This is a genomic window from Spiroplasma ixodetis (assembly GCF_040369795.1).
GTDB classification, from domain to species: domain Bacteria; phylum Bacillota_I; class Bacilli_A; order Mycoplasmatales; family VBWQ01; genus Spiroplasma_E; species Spiroplasma_E ixodetis_B.
Window position 1 is genome coordinate 689976 of record NZ_AP028955.1, and the last position, 21776, is coordinate 711751.

25 protein-coding genes and 4 pseudogenes are annotated in these 21776 nt (G+C 23.3%); 18 read left to right on the top strand and 11 right to left on the bottom strand.

Annotation, left to right across the window (positions count from 1 at the left end; genetic code table 4):
• Window positions 1-10 precede the first annotated feature (10 nt).
• The 9 genes and pseudogenes from ABWV63_RS05010 to ABWV63_RS05050 all read left to right on the top strand — a co-directional run bounded on the left by ABWV63_RS05010 (window position 11) and on the right by ABWV63_RS05050 (window position 5594).
• Entirely contained in the window at window positions 11-973 is a 963-nt protein-coding gene (locus tag ABWV63_RS05010) for an HD domain-containing protein (RefSeq protein ID WP_353307065.1), read from the top strand.
• Between the two features lie 204 nt (window positions 974-1177).
• Window positions 1178-1339 (top strand): hypothetical protein, encoded by a 162-nt coding sequence (locus ABWV63_RS05015; RefSeq protein WP_353307066.1) that lies wholly within the window; start codon window positions 1178-1180, stop codon window positions 1337-1339.
• Window positions 1340-1361: 22 nt separating this feature from the next.
• Window positions 1362-1640: a transposase gene (locus ABWV63_RS05020; protein WP_353307067.1), complete on the top strand. Its 279-nt coding sequence runs from the start codon at window positions 1362-1364 to the stop codon at window positions 1638-1640.
• Between the two features lie 153 nt (window positions 1641-1793).
• Window positions 1794-1922 carry a hypothetical protein gene (locus ABWV63_RS05025; protein ID WP_353307068.1) on the top strand — a complete coding sequence of 43 codons (129 nt, stop codon included), beginning with the start codon at window positions 1794-1796 and terminating at the stop codon, window positions 1920-1922.
• Window positions 1923-2004: 82 nt separating this feature from the next.
• Window positions 2005-2346 carry a transposase family protein gene (locus tag ABWV63_RS05030; protein WP_353307069.1) on the top strand — a complete coding sequence of 114 codons (342 nt, stop codon included), beginning with the start codon at window positions 2005-2007 and terminating at the stop codon, window positions 2344-2346.
• Window positions 2347-2446: 100 nt separating this feature from the next.
• Complete coding sequence (locus tag ABWV63_RS05035; RefSeq protein ID WP_353305982.1) at window positions 2447-2857, top strand: transposase family protein; 411 nt, start codon at window positions 2447-2449, stop codon at window positions 2855-2857.
• 104 nt (window positions 2858-2961) lie between these two features.
• Window positions 2962-4186 (top strand): annotated as a pseudogene (locus ABWV63_RS05040) (IS256 family transposase).
• A 95-nt stretch (window positions 4187-4281) separates the two neighbouring features.
• Window positions 4282-5022, top strand: coding sequence for an IS3 family transposase (locus ABWV63_RS05045; protein ID WP_353307184.1), 741 nt, complete (start codon window positions 4282-4284; stop codon window positions 5020-5022).
• 149 nt (window positions 5023-5171) lie between these two features.
• The gene (locus tag ABWV63_RS05050) at window positions 5172-5594 is read left to right on the top strand and encodes a transposase family protein (RefSeq protein ID WP_353307070.1); all 423 of its coding nucleotides are present in this window, start codon (window positions 5172-5174) and stop codon (window positions 5592-5594) included.
• A gap of 526 nt (window positions 5595-6120) precedes the next feature.
• On the opposite strand, the pseudogene ABWV63_RS05055 reads toward ABWV63_RS05050, so the two are convergent.
• The 6 genes and pseudogenes from ABWV63_RS05055 to def form a co-directional block, all read right to left on the bottom strand.
• Window positions 6121-7074 (bottom strand): annotated as a pseudogene (locus tag ABWV63_RS05055) (IS256 family transposase).
• 346 nt (window positions 7075-7420) lie between these two features.
• Window positions 7421-7702: a transposase family protein gene (locus ABWV63_RS05060; RefSeq protein ID WP_353307071.1), complete on the bottom strand. Its 282-nt coding sequence runs from the start codon at window positions 7700-7702 to the stop codon at window positions 7421-7423.
• A 19-nt stretch (window positions 7703-7721) separates the two neighbouring features.
• Window positions 7722-8144: a transposase family protein gene (locus ABWV63_RS05065; RefSeq protein WP_353307072.1), complete on the bottom strand. Its 423-nt coding sequence runs from the start codon at window positions 8142-8144 to the stop codon at window positions 7722-7724.
• 78 nt (window positions 8145-8222) lie between these two features.
• Entirely contained in the window at window positions 8223-8459 is a 237-nt protein-coding gene (locus ABWV63_RS05070) for a transposase (protein ID WP_353307073.1), read from the bottom strand.
• A gap of 234 nt (window positions 8460-8693) precedes the next feature.
• A complete protein-coding gene (locus tag ABWV63_RS05075) occupies window positions 8694-10406 on the bottom strand; it encodes a ribonuclease J (protein ID WP_353307074.1) in 1713 nt (570 codons plus the stop codon).
• Between the two features lie 160 nt (window positions 10407-10566).
• Entirely contained in the window at window positions 10567-11172 is a 606-nt protein-coding gene (gene def, locus ABWV63_RS05080) for a peptide deformylase (protein ID WP_353307075.1), read from the bottom strand.
• Between the two features lie 86 nt (window positions 11173-11258).
• Here def and ABWV63_RS05085 point away from each other — a divergent pair, with 86 nt between their 5' ends.
• The 3 genes and pseudogenes from ABWV63_RS05085 (at window position 11259) to ABWV63_RS05095 (ending at window position 13756) form a co-directional block, all read left to right on the top strand.
• Window positions 11259-11816, top strand: coding sequence for an RsmD family RNA methyltransferase (locus ABWV63_RS05085; RefSeq protein WP_353307076.1), 558 nt, complete (start codon window positions 11259-11261; stop codon window positions 11814-11816).
• Between the two features lie 14 nt (window positions 11817-11830).
• The gene (gene gmk, locus ABWV63_RS05090; protein ID WP_353307077.1) at window positions 11831-12409 is read left to right on the top strand and encodes a guanylate kinase; all 579 of its coding nucleotides are present in this window, start codon (window positions 11831-11833) and stop codon (window positions 12407-12409) included.
• A gap of 108 nt (window positions 12410-12517) precedes the next feature.
• A pseudogene (locus ABWV63_RS05095) lies at window positions 12518-13756 on the top strand (IS256 family transposase).
• Between the two features lie 54 nt (window positions 13757-13810).
• On the opposite strand, the gene ABWV63_RS05100 reads toward ABWV63_RS05095, so the two are convergent.
• The 4 genes from ABWV63_RS05100 to ABWV63_RS05115 form a co-directional block, all read right to left on the bottom strand.
• Window positions 13811-14068 (bottom strand): hypothetical protein, encoded by a 258-nt coding sequence (locus tag ABWV63_RS05100; protein ID WP_353307078.1) that lies wholly within the window; start codon window positions 14066-14068, stop codon window positions 13811-13813.
• 306 nt (window positions 14069-14374) lie between these two features.
• Entirely contained in the window at window positions 14375-16258 is a 1884-nt protein-coding gene (gene mnmG, locus ABWV63_RS05105) for a tRNA uridine-5-carboxymethylaminomethyl(34) synthesis enzyme MnmG (protein ID WP_353307079.1), read from the bottom strand.
• Window positions 16259-16553: 295 nt separating this feature from the next.
• Window positions 16554-16682, bottom strand: a complete 129-nt coding sequence (locus tag ABWV63_RS05110) for a hypothetical protein (protein WP_255495891.1) — start codon at window positions 16680-16682, stop codon at window positions 16554-16556.
• A gap of 158 nt (window positions 16683-16840) precedes the next feature.
• Window positions 16841-17629, bottom strand: coding sequence for an exonuclease domain-containing protein (locus ABWV63_RS05115; protein WP_353307080.1), 789 nt, complete (start codon window positions 17627-17629; stop codon window positions 16841-16843).
• Between the two features lie 503 nt (window positions 17630-18132).
• Here ABWV63_RS05115 and ABWV63_RS05120 point away from each other — a divergent pair.
• From ABWV63_RS05120 to ABWV63_RS05145, 6 genes and pseudogenes are all read left to right on the top strand, one after another.
• Window positions 18133-18366 carry a transposase gene (locus ABWV63_RS05120; protein WP_353307081.1) on the top strand — a complete coding sequence of 78 codons (234 nt, stop codon included), beginning with the start codon at window positions 18133-18135 and terminating at the stop codon, window positions 18364-18366.
• 42 nt (window positions 18367-18408) lie between these two features.
• Window positions 18409-18831: a transposase gene (locus tag ABWV63_RS05125; RefSeq protein WP_353307185.1), complete on the top strand. Its 423-nt coding sequence runs from the start codon at window positions 18409-18411 to the stop codon at window positions 18829-18831.
• A gap of 57 nt (window positions 18832-18888) precedes the next feature.
• The gene (locus tag ABWV63_RS05130) at window positions 18889-19017 is read left to right on the top strand and encodes a hypothetical protein (RefSeq protein ID WP_353307082.1); all 129 of its coding nucleotides are present in this window, start codon (window positions 18889-18891) and stop codon (window positions 19015-19017) included.
• Between the two features lie 82 nt (window positions 19018-19099).
• Window positions 19100-19537, top strand: coding sequence for a transposase family protein (locus ABWV63_RS05135; protein ID WP_353305692.1), 438 nt, complete (start codon window positions 19100-19102; stop codon window positions 19535-19537).
• A 7-nt stretch (window positions 19538-19544) separates the two neighbouring features.
• Window positions 19545-19952 (top strand): transposase family protein, encoded by a 408-nt coding sequence (locus ABWV63_RS05140; RefSeq protein WP_353307083.1) that lies wholly within the window; start codon window positions 19545-19547, stop codon window positions 19950-19952.
• A gap of 104 nt (window positions 19953-20056) precedes the next feature.
• A pseudogene (locus ABWV63_RS05145) lies at window positions 20057-21269 on the top strand (IS256 family transposase).
• Here the strand turns inward: ABWV63_RS05145 and ABWV63_RS05150 are convergent.
• On the bottom strand, window positions 21266-21637 hold the full coding sequence (locus ABWV63_RS05150) for an IS630 transposase-related protein (protein WP_353307084.1): 372 nt from the start codon (window positions 21635-21637) through the stop codon (window positions 21266-21268). The pseudogene ABWV63_RS05145 and the gene ABWV63_RS05150 overlap by 4 nt on opposite strands.
• Window positions 21638-21776: the final 139 nt, after the last annotated feature.

Here is a 21776-nt window from a genome sequence, read left to right on the forward strand (position 1 = left end):
GAACTAAAAAATGACTGTAATTAAAGATATTAAACCTAATAATGTTTTAAGTTTAGTAGTAATTATTAATCGAGTAATTCAAGGTGTTGCTTCTAACAATACTAATTATTTAAACTTACAATTACAAGATAAAACTGGGACAATTTCAGCAAGAATTTGAGACGTAAGCAAAGAAACTATTGAACAATTAACAATAGAACAAGTAATTAAAATTGAAGCAAATAGCATTAATTATAATAATGAAATACAACTAAAAATTAATAATTGAACTATTATTACCAATCCTAGTGAATATTATGATTTATTACTTACACAAGCACCAATTAATATTATTGAAGCATGAACTGAAATTAGTCAAACAATAAAGGAATTTAAAAATCAAATTTTAAAAAAAGTATTAATCCAATGTTTTAATAAAAAAAATATTGATGATTATAAAAAATGACCAGCAGCAGTTAAAATGCATCATGCTGTTCAAAGTGGTTTATTATGACACTCAGTAACAATGCTAAGAATGGCAAAACAAGTAGTAGCGCTTTATAATGATCGTAATATTAATATTGAACTATTATATGCAGGAATCATTATGCATGATTATGGAAAAATGGTTGAATTAAATAATAATCCTATTAGTTCATATACACTATCAGGTAAAATGATTGGTCATATTTCATTAGGTGCAATGCAAGTTACACTTGCTTGTAAGGAATTAAATATTAACTTAGAGGAAGAAATCGTAGTTTTATTACAGCATCTAATATTAGCTAGTCATGGTAAATATGAATATGGATCACCTGTCTTACCAAAAACAATAGAAGCTGAAATTTTACATCATTTAGATAACTTAGATGCAAAAATCTATTCAATTGATGAAGCATTGGTTAATATTAATGTTGGTGAATCTACTGCTCGTATTGCAAGTATTGAAAATAGAATGTTCTATAAACATCAAAATTTAAAGGAAAAAAAATAAAAAAGTTTAAATAATAAAAAATCTCTTTTAATTAAAAGAGATTTTTTATTATTTATCATAAATTTTACTAAATTAATTAATTTATAGCTAACTAAAGTAATGTTTACTCATAAATAATGTAAAATAATAATATGTAATTTAAACAGTTTTTGAATTTAAAAGTACAATTCAGAAATATTTAAAATAGATTAGGAAGATTAAATTATGCCAAAACCATACAGTGAAGACTTACGAAGAAAAGTAATAGAAGCCTATGAAAGTACAAACATGAAAATTAAAGAAATTTGTAAAGTGTTCAATATTACTAGAAACTGGATGGGTTACACTTTATTGGACACTAATTACGTAGACAAGTGAACAAATTAGTTAAAAGAAAGGAATTATAATTATGGCAAATATTAACTCATATTCAGATGAATTTAAAAAACAAATAGTAGCTTTATATCAAAGTGGTAAGTCAGTGTCTTGTCTTGCTAAAGAGTACAATGTTACAAGAGCAGCTACTTATAATTGAATTAAGCAATTTACTAATTCAGGCATTTTTAAAACCAAAGATAACCGTTCTGTTGAAGAAAATGAATTAATTAAATTAAGAAAAGAATTAAAACAGTTACTAATGGAAAATGATATTTTAAAGCAAGTAGCACTAATAATAGGCAGAAAATAGAAATTATTAATAAAAATAAAGTTAAATATAAAATTCGTACAATGTGTCGTTTTTTAAAAGGTAATGTTTAGTAATCTGTGTAACTTACAAAAATAACTATGTTTAATTAATTCTAGTAAATAAAATTAAATAAATAGAAAGAGTGAGTTACTTATGTCTAAAAAACAAAATATTAATAATAATGATCCAATATCAAAAGCAGTAGATTTATTACTAAAAAATACTGAAGATTTAACAACAGTTTTTAAAGAGGGAGGTTTATATAAAAGACATATTCCGTAAATAAATTTTTTAAAAGTCAATTAATAATTTAAAATTTATTTTATAATTTCTTTATTAATAAATTAATAAGGTGTTGATAAAAATGAATTTTGAAAATTTAAAAAAATTAAAAAATGAACAATTTTATAGATATTTTGGTATAAAACGTTTTCATTTTGATGAAATGTTAACAAAATTAATTGAAATAGAAAATTTAAAAAAAACTAAAGGTAGAAAATATAAACTTTCAGTTGAAGAAAGATTGATGATGACTTTAGTATACTGAAAAGAATATTATACTTTTTTCCAAATGAGTATTAAATATAAAATGAGTGCATCAAGTTGTTTTCGAAATATTACTTGAGTAGAAAATAAACTTAGTGATGACAAAGATTATCAGTTTTTAAAAACAAAATATAAATCAAAAATTGAGAAAAAACAATAAGATTTAAATGAATTTCAATTTTATTTAATTGATTCAACTGAAATTGAAATTGAAAGACCAACTAAAAAAAACTACAGTTAGAATATTTTTCTGGTAAAAGTTGAATGTTTTCTATAAAATTTCAAATTATATATGACTTTTTAATAAAAAAATTGTTGATATTTTTGCTGATAATGGAAAAGTACATGATTTTCAAATATTAAAAAATTCAAATCTTGAATTTTCAGAAAAAACAATAATTATTGGTGATTTGGGATATCAAGGAATACAAAATATTTATAAAAATACTATATTACCAATTAAAAAAACTAAAAATAAAAAATTAACTAAACAAGAAAAAATCTACAAAAAAATTATTTCAAAAATTAGAATTAAAGTTGAACATGTTTTTGCTTGATTAAAAAGATTCAAAATTTTAATAAATAAATGTAGAAAAAGTATATTTAGACTTATGTACTTAAGATTTAACTTACTTTGTGAAATTTTTAATAAAACAAAACCATTAAAATAAAAAAATATTTTTAATATTTTTTTAAAAATTTAAATTTTTATCAAGTTAATATAAAAACAATATTAACAATTTTTGTGTTTGAAATATAAATTTATTTTTAAAGTATTTTTTTAAAAATATTAACTTCTATAATTATTAACACTAAAAAATTTATAAATATTATTATTGACAATTGATTAAATTTATTTACGGGATATGTCTAAATAATTAACAAAAAGATTAGTTGAAAAAATGTTGAATTCTGAAATGCAAAATTATTTAGGATATGAAAAAAATCAACATAATAATAGTGATAATGCTCGCGATGGTATAAATTCAAAAAAATTAATAACCCAACAAGGTAAAATTGAGATTAATGTACCACGAGATCGTAATAGTAATTTTGAGCCAGTAATAGTTGTAAAAAGACAAAGAAGATTTGATGGTTTTGATCAACAAGTTCTTTCGTTATATGCCAAAGGCATGACTTTATCAGATATTAGAATGCAGTTACAAGAGTTATATCATGGTGCTGATATTAGTGAAAGTGTTATTAGTCAAATTACTGATGATGTTATTGATGATGTTAAAGCATGACAAAATCGGCCATTAGAAAGTGTTTATCCGATTGTTTATTTTGATTGTATAGTAGTTAAAGTACGACAAGATAAACGCATTATTAACAAATCAGTTTATATAGCACTAGGAGTTGATTTAGAAGGTAAAAAAGATGTTTTAGGTTTATGAATTAGTGAAAATGAAGGTTCTAAGTTTTGATTATCTAATTTCACAGAAATGAAAAATCGAGGCTTAAATGATATTCTTATTGCTTGTAGTGACAATTTAACAGGAATGTCAGAAGCAATACAATCAGTTTATCCTAAAAACGAACATCAATTATGCATAGTTCATCAAATTAGAAATAGTTTAAAATATGTTTCATACAAACATAGAAAATCACTAGTTACAGATTTAAAACCAATTTATAGTGCATGTAGTGAAGAACAAGCAATGCAAGCTTTAGAATCTTTTGAAAGTAAATGAAATAAACAATATCCTCAAATTGCTAAATCATGATATAAAAATTGAGATAATTTAATGTTTTTTATTAGTTATCCTGCAGAAATCAAAAGAGTGATTTATACAACAAATGCTATTGAATCTGTTAATAGTCAATTACGAAAAGTTATTAGAAATAAAAAATTTTTTCCAAATGATATGGCAGTTTTTAAAATATTTTACTTAGCAATTGAAAATATAACAAAAAAATGAACAATGCCCATTCAAAATTGAAATACAGCAATTGCTCATTTTATTATAAAATTTGAAGATAGAATTAATCTAAACTAGTAACTTTGTAAAAAGATACACAGATTTTTAAAAAGCATCTTTTAAAAATCTCTAAATCAACATATTATTTTAATTTCAAGAAAAAAGAAGATAAAATTCAAAATAATATGTATGATGAAGCTGTTATTAGTGCTTTTAAAGAAAATAAAGAAGCTTATGGAACAAGAAGATTAAAAGTTGTTCTAAAAGAAAAGAAAATTAATTTATCAAGACGAAAAATTAAAAAAATTATGAATAAACATAATTTAATATCAAAATACACTAAATTATCATACAAAAATTATCATAATAAAGTCAATGATATTCAAATTACTAATCTTGTTAATAGAGACTTTAATAATAGGCTTAAAAATGAAGTTATTGTTAGTGATTTAAATTATGTTCAAGTTAATGGTAAATGAAACTATATTCGCTTATTAATCGACCTGTATAATCGCGAAATTATTGGACATAGTGTAGTTACTAAAAAAGATGCATCATTAGTATATCAAGCATTTATGTGCTCAAATCATTGTTTAAAAAATATTCAAATATTTCATAGCGATCGCGGTAATGAATTTAATAATAAAACTATTGATAAACTTTTATTAGCCTTCAATATTACCCGCTCTTTAAGCAAAAAAGGTTGTCCTTATGATAACGCTGTTGCTGAAGCAACTTTCAAAACTTTCAAAACAGAATTTATTAATGATAAAAATTTTACATCATTAATCCCATTAAAATTAGAATTATTTGATTATATCAATTGATACAACAACATAAGAATCCACAGCACTCTAAACTACTTAACCCCCATAAAAAACCAAGCACAAATGTCTACCAAAAAACAGTCCTAAAAAAAGTTGCCATTCCACTTTTTACAAAGTTACTAGTTTAGATTAATTCTATAGACATATTCCGTAAATAAATTTTTTAAAAGTCAATTAATAATTTAAAATTTATTTTATAATTTCTTTATTAATAAATTAATAAGGTGTTGATAAAAATGAATTTTGAAAATTTAAAAAAATTAAAAAATGAACAATTTTATAGATATTTTGGTATAAAAAGTTTTCATTTTGATGAAATGTTAACAAAATTAATTGAAATAGAAAATTTAAAAAAAACTAAAGGTAGAAAATATAAACTTTCAGTTGAAGAAAGATTGATGATGACTTTAGTATACTGAAAAGAATATTATACTTTTTTCCAAATGAGTATTAAATATAAAATGAGTGCATCAAGTTGTTTTCGAAATATTACTTGAGTAGAAAATAAACTTAGTGATGACAAAGATTATCAGTTTTTAAAAACAAAATATAAATCAAAAATTGAGAAAAAACAAGAAGATTTAAATGAATTTCAATTTTATTTAATTGATTCAAATGAAATTGAAATTGAAAGACCAACTAAAAAAAACTACAGTTAGAATATTTTTCTGGTAAAAGTTGAATGTTTTCTATAAAATTTAAAATTATATATGACTTTTTTAATAAAAAAATTGTTGATATTTTTGCTGATAATGGAAAAGTACATGATTTTCAAATATTAAAAAATTAAAATCTTGAATTTTCAGAAAAAACAATAATTATTGGTGATTTGGGATATCAAGGAATACAAAATATTTATAAAAATACTATATTACCAATTAAAAAACTAAAAATAAAAAATTAACTAAACAAGAAAAAATCTACAATAAAATTATTTCAAAAATTAGAATTAAAGTTGAACATGTTTTTGCTTGATTAAAAAGATTCAAAATTTTAATAAATAAATGTAGAAAAAGTATATTTAGACTTATGTACTTAAGATTTAACTTACTTTGTGAAATTTTTAATAAAACAAAACCATTAAAATAAAAAAAATTTTTAATATTTTTTTAAAAATTTAAATTTTTATCAAGTTAATATAAAAATAATATTAACAATTTTTGTGTTTGAAATATAAATTTATTTTTAAAGTATTTTTTTAAAAATATTAACTTCTATAATTATTAACACTAAAAAATTTATAAATATTATTATTGACAATTGATTAAATTTATTTACGGAATATGTCTTATCTTCAAATTTTATCATAAAATGAGCAATTGCTGTATTTCAATTTTGAATGGGCATTGTTCATTTTTTTGTTATATTTTCAATTGCTAAGTAAAATATTTTAAAAACTGCCATATCATTTGGAAAAACTTTTTTATTTCTAACAACTTTTCGTAATTGACTATTAACATATTCAATAGCATTTGTTGTATAAATCACTCTTTTGATTTCTGCAGGATAACTAATAAAAACCATTAAATTATCTCAATTTTTATATCATGATTTAGTAATTTGAGGATATTTTTTATTTCATTTACTTTCAAAAGATTCTAAAGCCTGCATTGCTTGTACTTCACTACATGCACTATAAATTGGTTTTAAATCTGTAACTAGTGATTTTCTATGTTTGTATGAAACATATTTTAAACTATTTCTAATTTGATGAACTATGCATAATTGATGTTCGGTTTTAGAATAAACTAATTGTATTGCTTCTGACATTCCTGTTAAATTGTCACTACAAGCAATAAGAATATCATTTAAGACTCGATTTTTCATTTCTGTGAAATTAGATAATCAAAACTTAGAACCTTCATTTCCACTAATTCATAAACCTAAAATATCTTTTTTACCTTCTAAATCAACTCCTAGTGCTATATAAACTGATTTGTTAATAATGCGTTTATCTTGTCGTACTTTAACTACTATACAATCAAAATAAACAATCGGATAAACACTTTCTAATGGCCGATTTTGTTATGCTTTAACATCATCAATAACATCATCAGTAATTTGACTAATAACACTTTCACTAATATCAGCACCATGATATAACTCTTGTAACTGCATTCTAATATCTGATAAAGTCATGCCTTTGGCATATAATAGACATATTCCGTAAATAAATTTAATCAATTGTCAATAATAATATTTATAAATTTTTTAGTGTTAATAATTATAGAAGTTAATATTTTTAAAAAAATACTTTAAAAATAAATTTATATTTCAAACACAAAAATTGTTAATATTATTTTTATATTAACTTGATAAAAATTTAAATTTTTAAAAAAATATTAAAAATATTTTTTTATTTTAATGGTTTTGTTTTATTAAAAATTTCACAAAGTAAGTTAAATCTTAAGTACATAAGTCTAAATATACTTTTTCTACATTTATTTATTAAAATTTTGAATCTTTTTAATCAAGCAAAAACATGTTAAACTTTAATTCTAATTTTTGAAATAATTTTATTGTAGATTTTTTCTTGTTTAGTTAATTTTTTATTTTTAGTTTTTTTAATTGGTAATATAGTATTTTTATAAATATTTTGTATTCCTTGATATCCCAAATCACCAATAATTATTGTTTTTTCTGAAAATTCAAGATTTGAATTTTTTAATATTTGAAAATCATGTACTTTTCCATTATCAGCAAAAATATCAACAATTTTTTTATTAAAAAGTCATATATAATTTGAAATTTTATAGAAAACATTCAACTTTTACCAGAAAAATATTCTAACTGTAGTTTTTTTTAGTTGGTCTTTCAATTTCAATTTCAGTTGAATCAATTAAATAAAATTGAAATTCATTTAAATCTTCTTGTTTTTTCTCAATTTTTGATTTATATTTTATTTTTAAAAACTGATAATCTTTGTCATCACTAAGTTTATTTTCTACTCAAGTAATATTTCGAAAACAACTTGATGCACTCATTTTATATTTAATACTCATTTGGAAAAAAGTATAATATTCTTTTCAGGATACTAAAGTCATCATCAATCTTTCTTCAACTGAAAGTTTATATTTTCTACCTTTAGTTTTTTTTAAATTTTCTATTTCAATTAATTTTGTTAACATTTCATCAAAATGAAAACGTTTTATACCAAAATATCTATAAAATTGTTCATTTTTTAATTTTTTTAAATTTTCAAAATTCATTTTTATCAACACCTTATTAATTTATTAATAAAGAAATTATAAAATAAATTTTAAATTATTAATTGACTTTTAAAAAATTTATTTACGGAATATGTCTAATGAAAGAACTTGTTGATCAAAATCATCAAATCTTCTTTGTCTTTTTGCAACTATTACTGGCTCAAAATTACTATTACGATCTCGTGGTACATTAATCTCAATTTTACCTTGTTGGGTTATTAATTTTTTTGAACTTATACCATTGCGAGCATTTTCACTAGTATTATGTTGATTTTTTTCATATCCTAAATAATTTTGCATTTCAGAATTCAACATTTTTTCAACTAATCTTTTTGTTAATTATTTATATAAACCTCCCTCTTTAAAAACTGTTGTTAAATCTTCAGTATTTTCTAGTAATAAATCTACTGCTTTTGATATTGGATCATTATTATTAATATTTTGTTTTTTAGACATAAGTAACTCACTCTTTCTGGTTATTTAATTTTATTTACTAGAATTAATTAAACATAGTTATTTTTGTAAGTTACACAGATTACTAAACATTACCTATTTTTTATTTAATATAACAGGAATAATTAAAGGGTTTCTTCTTTTCTTTTTAAATATATAAGGTGCTAATGTTGATTTGATAGCATTTTTTATCGTGGCAAAAGTAGGTCTTTGGCTTTTTAATACTTCATTAATAGCTTTTGTTAGTAATGATATTGCTTCAGATACTAAAGGTGCTGCATCGCGAACATAGAAAGAACCGCGAGAAATAAATGTTGGTGGTGCTAATAATTTATTATTTTGTGAATCAATAGAAACAACAATTGCAATTAAACCATCTTTAGAAAGAATTTGTCTATCACGGATTACTGCAGCAGTTGTTACTCCTGACATATCTTTTCCACCATCAACATAAATAGGATCGGCAGCAATGCGTTTATCACTTAAAGAACATTTACCATTATCCATAATAATTGGATCACCATTAGCACAAATAAATATATTTTCTTCGGGGATTCCGATTGATACAGCTGTTTCTTTATGAACTTTTAACATTCTATAATCACCATGCATTGGCATAAAGTATGATGGTTTAATTAAATTTAACATTAGTTTTTGTTCTTCTTGTGAAGCATGACCAGAAGTATGCAATCAATTTAATGGTGAATTTTCTTCAACAATCGCACTAAGTCGTGTTAGTTTATTAACTACTCTTTCAACGTCAGCACGGTTACCGGGAATTGCCGATGAAGAGAATATTACTGTATCACCGGGTATAATTTTTATTTGACGATGTTCGCGATTAGCAATTCTTGATAATGCCGCCATTGGTTCACCTTGGGAACCTGTACAAATAATAACAATTTGATTATTATCATATTTTTTAGTTTCTTCTGTTTTAATAAATGAACTATCACGAACTTTTAAATGTCCCATTTGACGAATAACATTAACTATTCTTTCTAAACTTCTTCCAACAACAACAACTTTTCTATTATGTTTTGTTGCGACTTCAATAATTTGTTGTAAACGGTGTACATTAGAAGCAAAAGTAGAAATTAAAATTCTGCCCTTCGCTTTAGCAAATATTTCACTAATTCTTTTAACAACAAGCATTTCTGTCATTGTATAACCGGGTACTTCAGCATTGGTTGAATCTGCTAAAAATAATGTTACTCCTTTTTGACCCATTTGTGCCATTTTATCAATATCTGCTTTATGACCTAAAGGTGTTCAATCAAATTTATAATCACCTGTTGTAACAACAGTTCCATTTGAATTTTCTACACAAATTCCATATGCATCAGGAATTGAATGATTAACAGCAAAGAAACTAATAATAAATCTGTTAGTTTTAATTTTACTATTACCATCAACAATATTTATTTTTATTTTTGATTTTATCCCTTTGTCTTTAATTTTATGACGAATTAAAGCTGCTGCTAAATTAGGAGCGTAGATAGCCGGAATATCACTAATTTCTTTTAATAAGTATGGTATACCACCAATATGATCTTCATGACCATGAGTAATAAATATTCCTTTAATTTTATGTTTATTTTCTTTTAGGTAGCTATAATCAGGAATTACTGCTTCAATTCCTGGCATAGAAGCATCAGCAAATTTTACTCCAGCATCAATAATAATAATTTCATTATCTTGTTCAATTACATAAGTATTTTTTCCAACTTCTTCTAGCCCACCAAGCGCAAAGATTTTCGTGACGAACTTTTTAACTGGCATAGTATTTTTTGTGGATGTATCACTCATATTTTTTCTCCTTCATTCATTTTAAAATTATAAGAAAATAACATAAAACATAACATAAAAAAATGTAATGAATTTAATCATGTTTTTACTTATTACTTATTTGGTATATTATATTTAACTATAATAAAACAATTTAAAAACTTAAGTTTATCATTCTACTTTATATCATAATCCATTTATCATCATTAAGTCAATGATTATCCTTATTAATGTGATGATAAAAGAGTTTTCCTTCTAAATGGTCTTGCTCATGTTGAAAAACAATTGCTTCATAACCTCTAACAGTTAAAGTTACTTTCTTCTTTTTTAAATAGTCATAACCTGTAACATTGATTTTATAATTACGTGGAACTAAACCTTCATGAGGGTGATTAGTTACACTTAAACAACCTTCACCTTTTTTTAAATAAGCTATTTGTTCGCTTTTACCAATGATTTTTGGATTTATTAATGCATGTTCATAGTAAATAATCTTTTCATTTTTATCAGTAATTGGCAATAAAATATAATACATTTTTATATTTTCTCCAATTTGTGGTGCAGCAATACCAATAGCTTCAGTTAAAATGTTGTTAGCATTAAATTCTTTATCTTGTGATGCTTTTACTCAATCAATCATACGTTTCATAATATTTTCATATTTAGGTGTTAAGGGTAAAATAACATCAGCACAAGGTTTTAATAAACTAGGTTTTGTATCTTCAGTAATTCAAGATGCTGATGGTACTTCGTTTTGTAATTTGTTTAACATCGCAGATCCTTTCATCAGTTTGTAATAAATAATAAATTAAACTAATTTGCTTTTATCAAATTTAATGATAAAGTTATTATAAACTAAATTTTGGAGAAAACATGAAAATTATTGCTGGAAAATTAAAAGGAAAAAAAATAATTACTTTAGATGGTTTATCAACACGGCCAACATTAAATCGAATTAAAGAAAATATTTTTAATATTATGTTAAATTATTGTAGTTTTGAAGATAAAATTGTTGTTGATTTATTTGTTGGAAGTGGTAATTTAATTCTTGAAAGTTTATCACGAGGGGCAAAATTTGCTTTTGCAAATGATATTAACAAAGTTGCTTGTAATATTATTAATCAAAATTGTTTTGCTTGTAATTTACAAGAACAAGTTAAATTAAGTAATTTGGATTATCAAATTTTTAGTAAAACACTAGTACAACAGTGTGATATTATTTTTATTGATCCACCGTTTGTAAATATTACTTGTCAACAGTGAATTATTGATTTCTTTTATAAAAATAATTTACTTGCTAATAATGCTTTAATTGTTTTAGAAACAAATGTACCACTTGAAAATTTACAATTAAATTTCCATTTTAAAGTAGTATCTAATAAAAAATACGGTAAAATATATATTAAAATAATTCAATTTTATGAAAAGTAGAAAGTAGAATCTAAATGGCACAAAAAAAAGGAAAATTAATTATTCTTTCTGGACCAAGTGGTGTTGGTAAGGGTGCAATTATTGCTAAATTATTTGCTGATAAATCATTAAATTTAGCATATTCAGTTTCGATGACAACAAGAAAACCACGTAATAAAGAACAAGATGGCATTAATTATTTTTTTGTTGATGTATCAACTTTTTTAAATCATGTTAAAGGTAATGATTTTTTAGAATATACAAATTTTATTGGTAATTACTATGGTACTAGTAAGAGTTATGTTTTAAATTTGCAAAATCAAGGTTATAATGTTATTTTGGAAATTGAGGTTGATGGTGCTAGTCAATTTTTAAAAAATTATGAATATCGCAATGATATTATGAGCATTTTTATTATGCCTCCTTCTTATCAAGAATTAGAACAAAGAATTCGTATGCGCGCTAGTGAGTCAGAAGCAATTATTGAGAAAAGGTTAAATAAAGCAAAAGAAGAATTTAAAGTTCAACATGAATATGATTATATTGTTATTAATGATGACTTAGATATTGCTATTAAAGAAATAACAGATATTATTAAAAATAATATTAATTAGTTTTTGATTTGATAGGTAATGTTTAGTAATCTGTTTAACTTACAAAAATAACTATGTTTAATTAATTCTAGTAAATAAAATTAAATAACTATAAAGAGTGAGTTACTTATGTCTAAAAAACAAAATATTAATAATAATGATCCAATATCAAAAGCAGTAGATTTATTACTAGAAAATACTGAAGATTTAACAACAGTTTTTAAAGAGGGAGGTTTATATAAAGAATTAACAAAAAGATTAGTTGAAAAAATGTTGAATTATGAAATGCAAAATTATTTAGGGTATGAAAAAAATCAACATAATAATAGTGATAATGCTCGCAATGGTATAAATTCAAAAAAATTAATAACTCAACAAGGTAAAATTGAGATTAATGTACCACGAGATCGTAATAGTAATTTTGAGCCAGTAATAGTTGCAAAAAGACAAAGAATATTTGATGGTTTTGATCAACAAGTTCTTTCATTATATGCCAAAGGCATGACTTTATCAGATATTAGAATGCAGTTACAAGAGTTATATCATGGTGCTGATATTAGTGAAAGTGTTATTAGTCAAATTACTGATGATGTTATTGATGATGTTAAAGCATGACAAAATCGGCCATTAGAAAGTGTTTATCCGATTGTTTATTTTGGTTGTATAGTAGTTAAAGTACGACAAGATAAACGCATTATTAACAAATCAGTTTATACAGCACTAGGAGTTTATTTAGAAGGTAAAAAAGATGTTTTAGGTTTATGAATTAGTGAAAATGAAGGTTCTAAGTTTTGATTATCTAATTTCACAGAAATGAAAAATCGAGTCTTAAATGATATTCTTATTGCTTGTAGTGACAATTTAACAGGAATGTCAGAAGCAATACAATCAGTTTATCCTAAAACCGAACATCAATTATGCATAGTTCATCAAATTAGAAATAGTTTAAAATATGTTTCATACAAACATAGAAAATCACTAGTTACAGATTTAAAACCAATTTATAGTGCATGTAGTTAAGAACAAGCAATGCAAGCTTTAGAATCTTTTGAAAGTAAATGAAATAAACAATATCCTCAAATTGATAAATCATGATATAAAAATTGAGATAATTTAATGGTTTTTATTAGTTATCCTGCAAAAATCAAAAGAGTGATTTATACAACAAATGCTATTGAATCTGTTAATAGTCAATTACGAAAAATTATTATAAATAAAAAAGTTTTTCCAAATGATATGGCAGTTTTTAAAATATTTTACTTAGCAATTGAAAATATAACAAAAAAATGAACACTGCCCATTCAAAATTTAAATACAGCAATTGCTCATTTTATGATAAAATTCGAAGATAGAATTAATCTAAACTAGTATCTTTGTAAAAAGATACACAGATTTTTAAAAAGACTCTAATTTATTTTTATTTTATAAATAAGATTTTCAAATTTTTTGATTTCCACTTAAAACATGTGCAGCAAGACGATATTCATCAGCTAATTTGTTGATTGCATTTACCATTACTTCTTTTTGATAATTATTATTAAATTGTAATTCTTGTTTTGTTTTTTTATTTTTTTGATATCTTTTTTGGTCATATTTTTTCTTTTTTGCTTTTACCTCGGATTTTTGCTCATATTTTTGCTTTTTTGTCTTCACTTCTGGACTTTGAGCATATTCTTTCATTTTTTCTTTATTTTTTTATATCACTCTTGATTATATTTTCTCTTTCTTGCTTTCACTTCAGGTCTTTGAGTATATTCTTTTTTCTTTTTTATTTTTTTGATATCACTTTTTCTTATACTCTTTTTGTTTTTCATTATTCATAAATTTATCACCCCTTAAATCTGGGTCATTGTTGCAGATTTACGATTTTTATTATTGTTTATTTTTTTTGGTCATCACAAATCAAAATCTTCTTTAAACTTTAAAATGCAAGTAAAATATTTAATATATAAAATTAGCGAACTTAATTAAAAAATCGCTAATTTATTAAATATTTAAATTTGGATATTTGCGTTTTAAAAAAAATAATAAAACTTGAATATCAGCAGGACTAACACCAGAAATTCTTGTAGCATGACCAATTGTTAATGGTCTAACACGCTTTAATTTTTCTCTAGCTTCACCAGTAATACTTTCTACTAAATCATAATCAATATCACTAGGAATTTGTTTTTTTTCTAAACTATTAGTTTGTTGCGCCATTTTTAGTTGTTGATTAATATACCCTGAATATTTAATTGTAATTTCTAATTCCATTAATTCATGATATTGTAAATCATTTATTAAAGGTAACTGTGAAGTAAACATTGATAATTTGACACGTGGACGTTTTAATAATTCATAAGCAATAATATGATTATTTGGAATTGAGCCTAAATTATTATTAATAATATACTTAGCAACTTCTGAATTGGGACTAATTTTAATAGTTTTTAATTTTTCAACAATATTAGACATTAATGTTTGTTGAATATTAAATTGTGATCAACGTTGCTCACTAACTAAGCCAACTTGATAACCATATTTAATTAATCTTGTTTGAGCATTATCATTTCGTAATAATAAACGATGTTCAGCTAAAGAAGTTAATAAACGATAAGGTTCGACTGTTCCTTTTGTTACTAAATCATCAATTAAAACTCCGATATATGCTTCATCACGCTTTAAAATTAATGGTTTTTCTTTTTTTATTTTTAAATGTGCGTTAATTCCGGCCATTAAACCTTGACACGCTGCTTCTTCATAACCACTAGTACCATTAATTTGACCAGCACTAAATAAGTTTTTAATTAATTTAGTTTCCAATGTTGGTCATAATTGTGTTGGTTCAAAAGCATCATATTCAATAGCATATGCTCATTTTAATACTTCACAATTTTCTAAGCCAGGTAATGTTCTCAACAATTTATCTTGCACATCAATTGGCATCGATGTTGAAAAACCTTGGACATAAATTGAATCCAAAGCAAGTGATTCTGGCTCTAAGAAAATTTGATGACGAGGCTTATCAGCAAAACGTACTACTTTATCCTCGATACTTGGACAATAACGTGGTCCAGTACCTTGTGCTTCACCATTATACATTGGTGATTTATCTAAATTATTATTAATAATGGTATGAGTTTTATCATTTGTATAAAGTAAATAGCAAGGTAATTGTTTTGCTAATGGTAAAAAAATTTTAGTTTCATGTGAAAATGATAAAGGTAAATCACTACCTAGTTCAATATTAGTTTTGTCAAAATCAATACTATTTTTTTTAATACGAGGTGGTGTCCCTGTTTTTAAACGTATCATATTAAAGCCTACAATTTTTAATTGTTCAGAAATACTATTACTTGTTCTTTGACCATCTGGTCCTTCTGATTTCTTATTATGACCTTGTAAAGTTAAAGCTGTCATATAAGTGCCAGTAGTTAAAATAACAATTTCACTTGTAATTTTTTCGCCATTCTCTAAAATAACACCCTTAGCAGTGTTTTCTTCAATTATTAATGATTGTACCATAACTTCTAAAATTGTTAAATTTTCTTGTTTATTTATTGCATTTTGCATATATTGTGAATAAGCAATTTTATCAGATTGAGAACGAATAGTTCAAACTGCTGGACCACGTGAATGATTTAATAGTTTCATTTGCAAAGCAGTAGCATCTGCTGCTTTAGCCATTTCGCCACCAAGTGCATCAATTTCACGAACCACAACTCCTTTGGCGGGTCCGCCAATAGAAGGATTACATGGCATTAATGCAATTTTAGTTTTATCAAGAGTAATAATAGCGGTTTTATGACCTGCTCGGGCAGAAGATAATGCCGCTTCAACACCAGCATGACCAGCACCAATTACAATAATTTCATAGTCATATTTCATTGATTTCACCTACATTTCATAAAATATTACATATCAAAATTAATAACATCAAAAATAAGAAATTTTATTTTTAATTTCTTTAGTAATTTTATCATAAAATGAGCAAAATATTCATGTACTTTTTAGACTTTTATTAAATAAAATTGAATTTTAGTTAATAATCTTCTCGATTATAATTCATTATATTTTATACAAGATATAAATATTATTTAAAGAATTAGTGTTGCACCTAAAAATAGCAACTGTTTTGATTAATAATCATTAATACTAATTAATACTAATTAAAAACCAGTAATTACTTACTTTTAAGTATTTTATTTATTAGCACAAGATGTGTTTTTATTGAAAAGACACTTTTGTCATTAACATTAGTGACTGTATCCAATGGTGATAAAACATATGCAACATCTATTTCTTTTTCCATAACTGTAACCTCTTTTGTATACAATTTGACTTAAATAATTTATCTTAATATCCCTATAAGTATAATTATAATGTTAATTTTTAAATTTGCAAATTTTTATTTACTATACCTTTAAACTTAAAAAGTATTTTTATATATAAAAATACATCTTATATTAATTAAGATAAAGAACCACCAAATAATCTCCCCATTTTAATATTAAGAATATTACATAAAGTTTTTAAATGGTAATGTTTACTGAAATGTATATTAATTAATTTATGTAAAGTGGTAACATCTACCAATGGATCATGATGATCAAATTTAATTTGATTACTATGAGCAAGAGCACTTAAACGGTTATTAGGATAATCATATGTTCTTCTAAATAGATTAACTGAACAAATGTAAAAAAAATTAGGACATTTTAAATCATAATGGTTAATTAATGATCTTAAGATATTAATGTTAAAGTTAGCATGATGAGCAATAACAACAGTATTTTCAGTAAAAAAAACAACGATTTCTACTCATAATTCTTTAAAATTTGACATTAAAGATACACTTTCACTTGTAATTCCATGAACATGAGAAAAAGTAAATTCTTCAGGATGTGGTTTAATTAACGAACTATAAGTTTTGATAATTTTACCTTGTGTTACTTTTATCATAATTAATTGACAAGCACTTGTTTTATTCGAATTTGCAATTTCAAAATCAATAAAAACATAATTAGTATTATCAATCCCTCAATCATGAACACTAAATTTTTTCTTACTATTTAATTTTGATTGTTTTCTTTTTAATAACATTTTTTTAGCAAAAATATTTTTACTATCTTTACTTTTATACTGTTTAAAAGGTGTAATTATTTCTTGTTTTCCTTCTATATTACCTTTTGATTCAGAATTATCATCTGTTTCAAAATCATCATTTGTCTTCTTGAATTTTAAACTTTTAAAAAACATATTAATGGCAATAGCAACTTTCTATCTAAATTTTCATAAATTAATATTAGTTATTCCTTTGATAAATTATAACATTTATAAGTTAGAGTAACTATATTTTTACTTATAAAACTTCATTTTTTGCAAAATTCATTAATTAATTATCATTCTTTAACAACTAACTTAATATAATTTATAAAAATTGTTGACAATAAAAAAATATTATAATGAACATGAAGATGAAGAATTATATCTGTTAATGTTTAGTAATCTGTGTAACTTACAAAAATAACTATTTTTAATTAATTCTAGTAAATAAAATTAAATAACTAGAAAGAGTGAGTTACGTATTTCTAAAAAACAAAATATTAATAATAATGATCCAATATCAAAAGCAGTAGATTTATTATTAGAAAATACTGAAGATTTAAAAACCGTATTTAAATAGGGAGGTTTATATAAAGAATTAACAAAAAGATTAGTTGAAAAAATGTTGAATTCTGAAATGCAAAATTATTTAGGATATGAAAAAAAATCAACATAATACTAGTGATAATGCTCGCAATGGTATAAATTCAAAAAAAATAATAACCCAACAAGGTAAAATTGAGATTAATGTACCACGAGATCGTAATAGTAATTTTGAGCCAGTAATAGTTGCAAAAAGACAAAGAAGATTTGATGGTTTTGATCAACAAGTTATTTCATTATATGCCAAAGGCATGACTTTATCAGATATTAGAATGCAGTTACAATAGTTATATCATGGTGCTGATATTAGTGAAAGTGTTATTAGTCAAATTACTGATGATGTTAAAGCATGACAAAATCTGCCATTAGAAAGTGTTTATCCGATTGTTTATTTTGATTGTATAGTAGTTAAAGTACGACAAGATAAACGCATTATTAACAAATCAGTTTATATAGCACTAGGAGTTGATTTAGAAGGTAAAAAAGATATTTTAGGTTTATGAATTAGCGAAAATGAAGGTTCTAAGTTTTGATTATCTAATTTCACAGAAATGAAAAATCGAGTCTTAAATGATATTCTTATTGCTTGTAGTGACAATTTAACAGGAATGTCAGAAGCAATACAATTAGTTTATTCTAAAACCGAACATCAATTATGCATAGTTCATCAAATTAGAAATAGTTTAAAATATGTTTCATACAAACATATAAAATTGGTAATGTTTAGTAATCTGTGTAACTTACAAAAATAACTATGTTTAATTAATTCTAGTAAATAAAATTAAATAACTAGAAAGAGTGAGTTACGTATGTCTAAAAAACAAAATATTAATAATAATGCTCCAATATCAAAAGCAGTAGATTTATTATTAGAAAATACTGAAGATTTAACAACAGTTTTTAAAGAGGGAGGTTTATATAAAAGACATATTCCGTAAATAAATTTTTTAAAAGTCAATTAATAATTTAAAATTTATTTTATAATTTCTTTATTAATAAATTAATAAGGTGTTGATAAAAATGAATTTTGAAAATTTAAAAAAATTAAAAAATGAACAATTTTATAGATATTTTGGTATAAAACGTTTTCATTTTGATGAAATGTTAACAAAATTAATTGAAATAGAAAATTTAAAAAAAACTAAAGGTAGAAAATATAAACTTTCAGTTGAAGAAAGATTGATGATGACTTTAGTATACTGAAAAGAATATTATACTTTTTTCCAAATGAGTATTAAATATAAAATGAGTGCATCAAGTTGTTTTCGAAATATTACTTGAGTAGAAAATAAACTTAGTGATGACAAAGATTATCAGTTTTTAAAAACAAAATATAAATCAAAAATTGAGAAAAAACAAGAAGATTTAAATGAATTTCAATTTTATTTAATTGATTCAACTGAAATTGAAATTGAAAGACCAACTAAAAAAACTACAGTTAGAATATTTTTCTGGTAAAAGTTGAATGTTTTCTATAAAATTTCAAATTATATATGACTTTTTTAATAAAAAAATTGTTGATATTTTTGCTGATAATGGAAAAGTACATGATTTTCAAATATTAAAAAATTCAAATCTTGAATTTTCAGAAAAAACAATAATTATTCGTGATTTGGGATATCAAGGAATACAAAATATTTATAAAAATACTATATTACCAATTAAAAAAACTAAAAATAAAAAATTAACTAAACAAGAAAAAATCTACAATAAAATTATTTCAAAAATTAGAATTAAATTTGAACATGTTTTTGCTTGATTAAAAAGATTCAAAATTTTAATAAATAAATGTAGAAAAAGTATATTTAGACTTATGTACTTAAGATTTAACTTACTTTGTGAAATTTTTAATAAAACAAAACCATTAAAATAAAAAAATATTAAAAATATTTTTTTAAAAATTTAAATTTTTATCAAGTTAATATAAAAATAATATTAACAATTTTTGTGTTTGGAATATAAATTTATTTTTAAAGTATTTTTTTAAAAATATTAACTTCTATAATTATTAACACTAAAAAATTTATAAATATTATTATTGACAATTGATTAAATTTATTTACGGAATATGTCTAAAGAATTAACAAAAAGATTAGTTGAAAAAATGTTTAATTCTGAACTGCAAAATTATTTAGGATATGAAAAAAATCAACATAATACTAGTGATAATGCTCGCAATGGTATAAATTCAAAAAAATTAATAACTCAACAAGGTAAAATTGAGATTAATGTACCACGAGATCGTAATAGTAATTTTGAGCCAGTAATAGTTGCAAAAAGACAAAGAAGATTTGATGGTTTTGATCAACAAGTTCTTTCATTATATGCCAAAGGCATGACTTTATCAGATATTAGAATGCAGTTACAAGAGTTATATCATGGTGCTGATATTAGCGAAAGTGTTATTAGTCAAATTACTGATGATGTTAAAGCATGACAAAATCGGCCATTAGAAAGTGTTTATCCGATTGTTTATTTTGATTGTATAGTAGTTAAAGTACGACAAGATAAACGCATTATTAACAAATCAGTTTATATAGCACTAGGAGTTGATTTAGAAGGTAAAAAAGATGTTTTAGGTTTATGAATTAGTGAAAATGAAGGTTCTAAGTTTTGATTATCTAATTTCACAGAAATGAAAAATCGAGGCTTAAATGATATTCTTATTGCTTGTAGTGACAATTTAACAGGAATGTCATAAGCAATACAATCAGTTTATCCTAAAACCGAACATCAATTATGCATAGTTCATCAAATTAGAAATAGTTTAAAATATGTTTCATACAAACATAGAAAATCACTAGTTACAGATTTAAAACCAATTTATAGTGCATGTAGCGAAGAACAAGCAATGCAAGCTTTAGAATCTTTTGAAAGTAAATGAAATAAACAATATCCTCAAATTGCTAAATCATGATATAAACATTGAGATAATTTAATGGTTTTTATTAGTTATCCTGCAGAAATCAAAAGAGTGATTTATACAACAAATGATATTGAATCTGTTAATAGTCAATTACGAAAAGTTATTAGAAATAAAAAATTTTTTCCAAATGATATGGCAGTTTTTAAAATATTTTACTTAGCAATTGAAAATATAACAAAAAAATGAACAATGCCCATTCAAAATTGAAATACAGCAATTGCTCATTTTATTATAAAATTTGAAGATAGAATTAATCTAAACTAGTAACTTTGTAAAAAGATACACAGATTTTTAAAAAGCCTCGCTATTTCTTTTAAAAAATCTTCTTGTTTATTTTTATCTCTTTGTTCATATAGAAAATTTTTTTTATATGTATAATTTAGTTTTTTGAAATAGTTATAAACTGTTTCTTTAGTCATATCACCAAATTTTTCAATTACTTTTTGAACTGTAACATCTTTATTTTGCGCTAAATAATTTTTTAATTCATCTAAATCCTTTATTTTGTGGCTATGTCCTTTTTGATAATTCAAAATTGGTTTTATATGCCCAGTTTCTTTTTTTATTTTTCTTCATAAGAATAAAGTCTTTCTAGTAATATTGAACACTTTACAAATTTCTTTAATTTTCATGTTTTTACTTTCATAGGCTTCTATTGCTTTTCTTCGTAAGTCTTCACTTTATGGTTTTGGCATAATTTAATATTCCTAATCTATTTTAAATATTGCTGAATTGTACTTTTAAATTAAAAAACTGTTTAAATTACATATT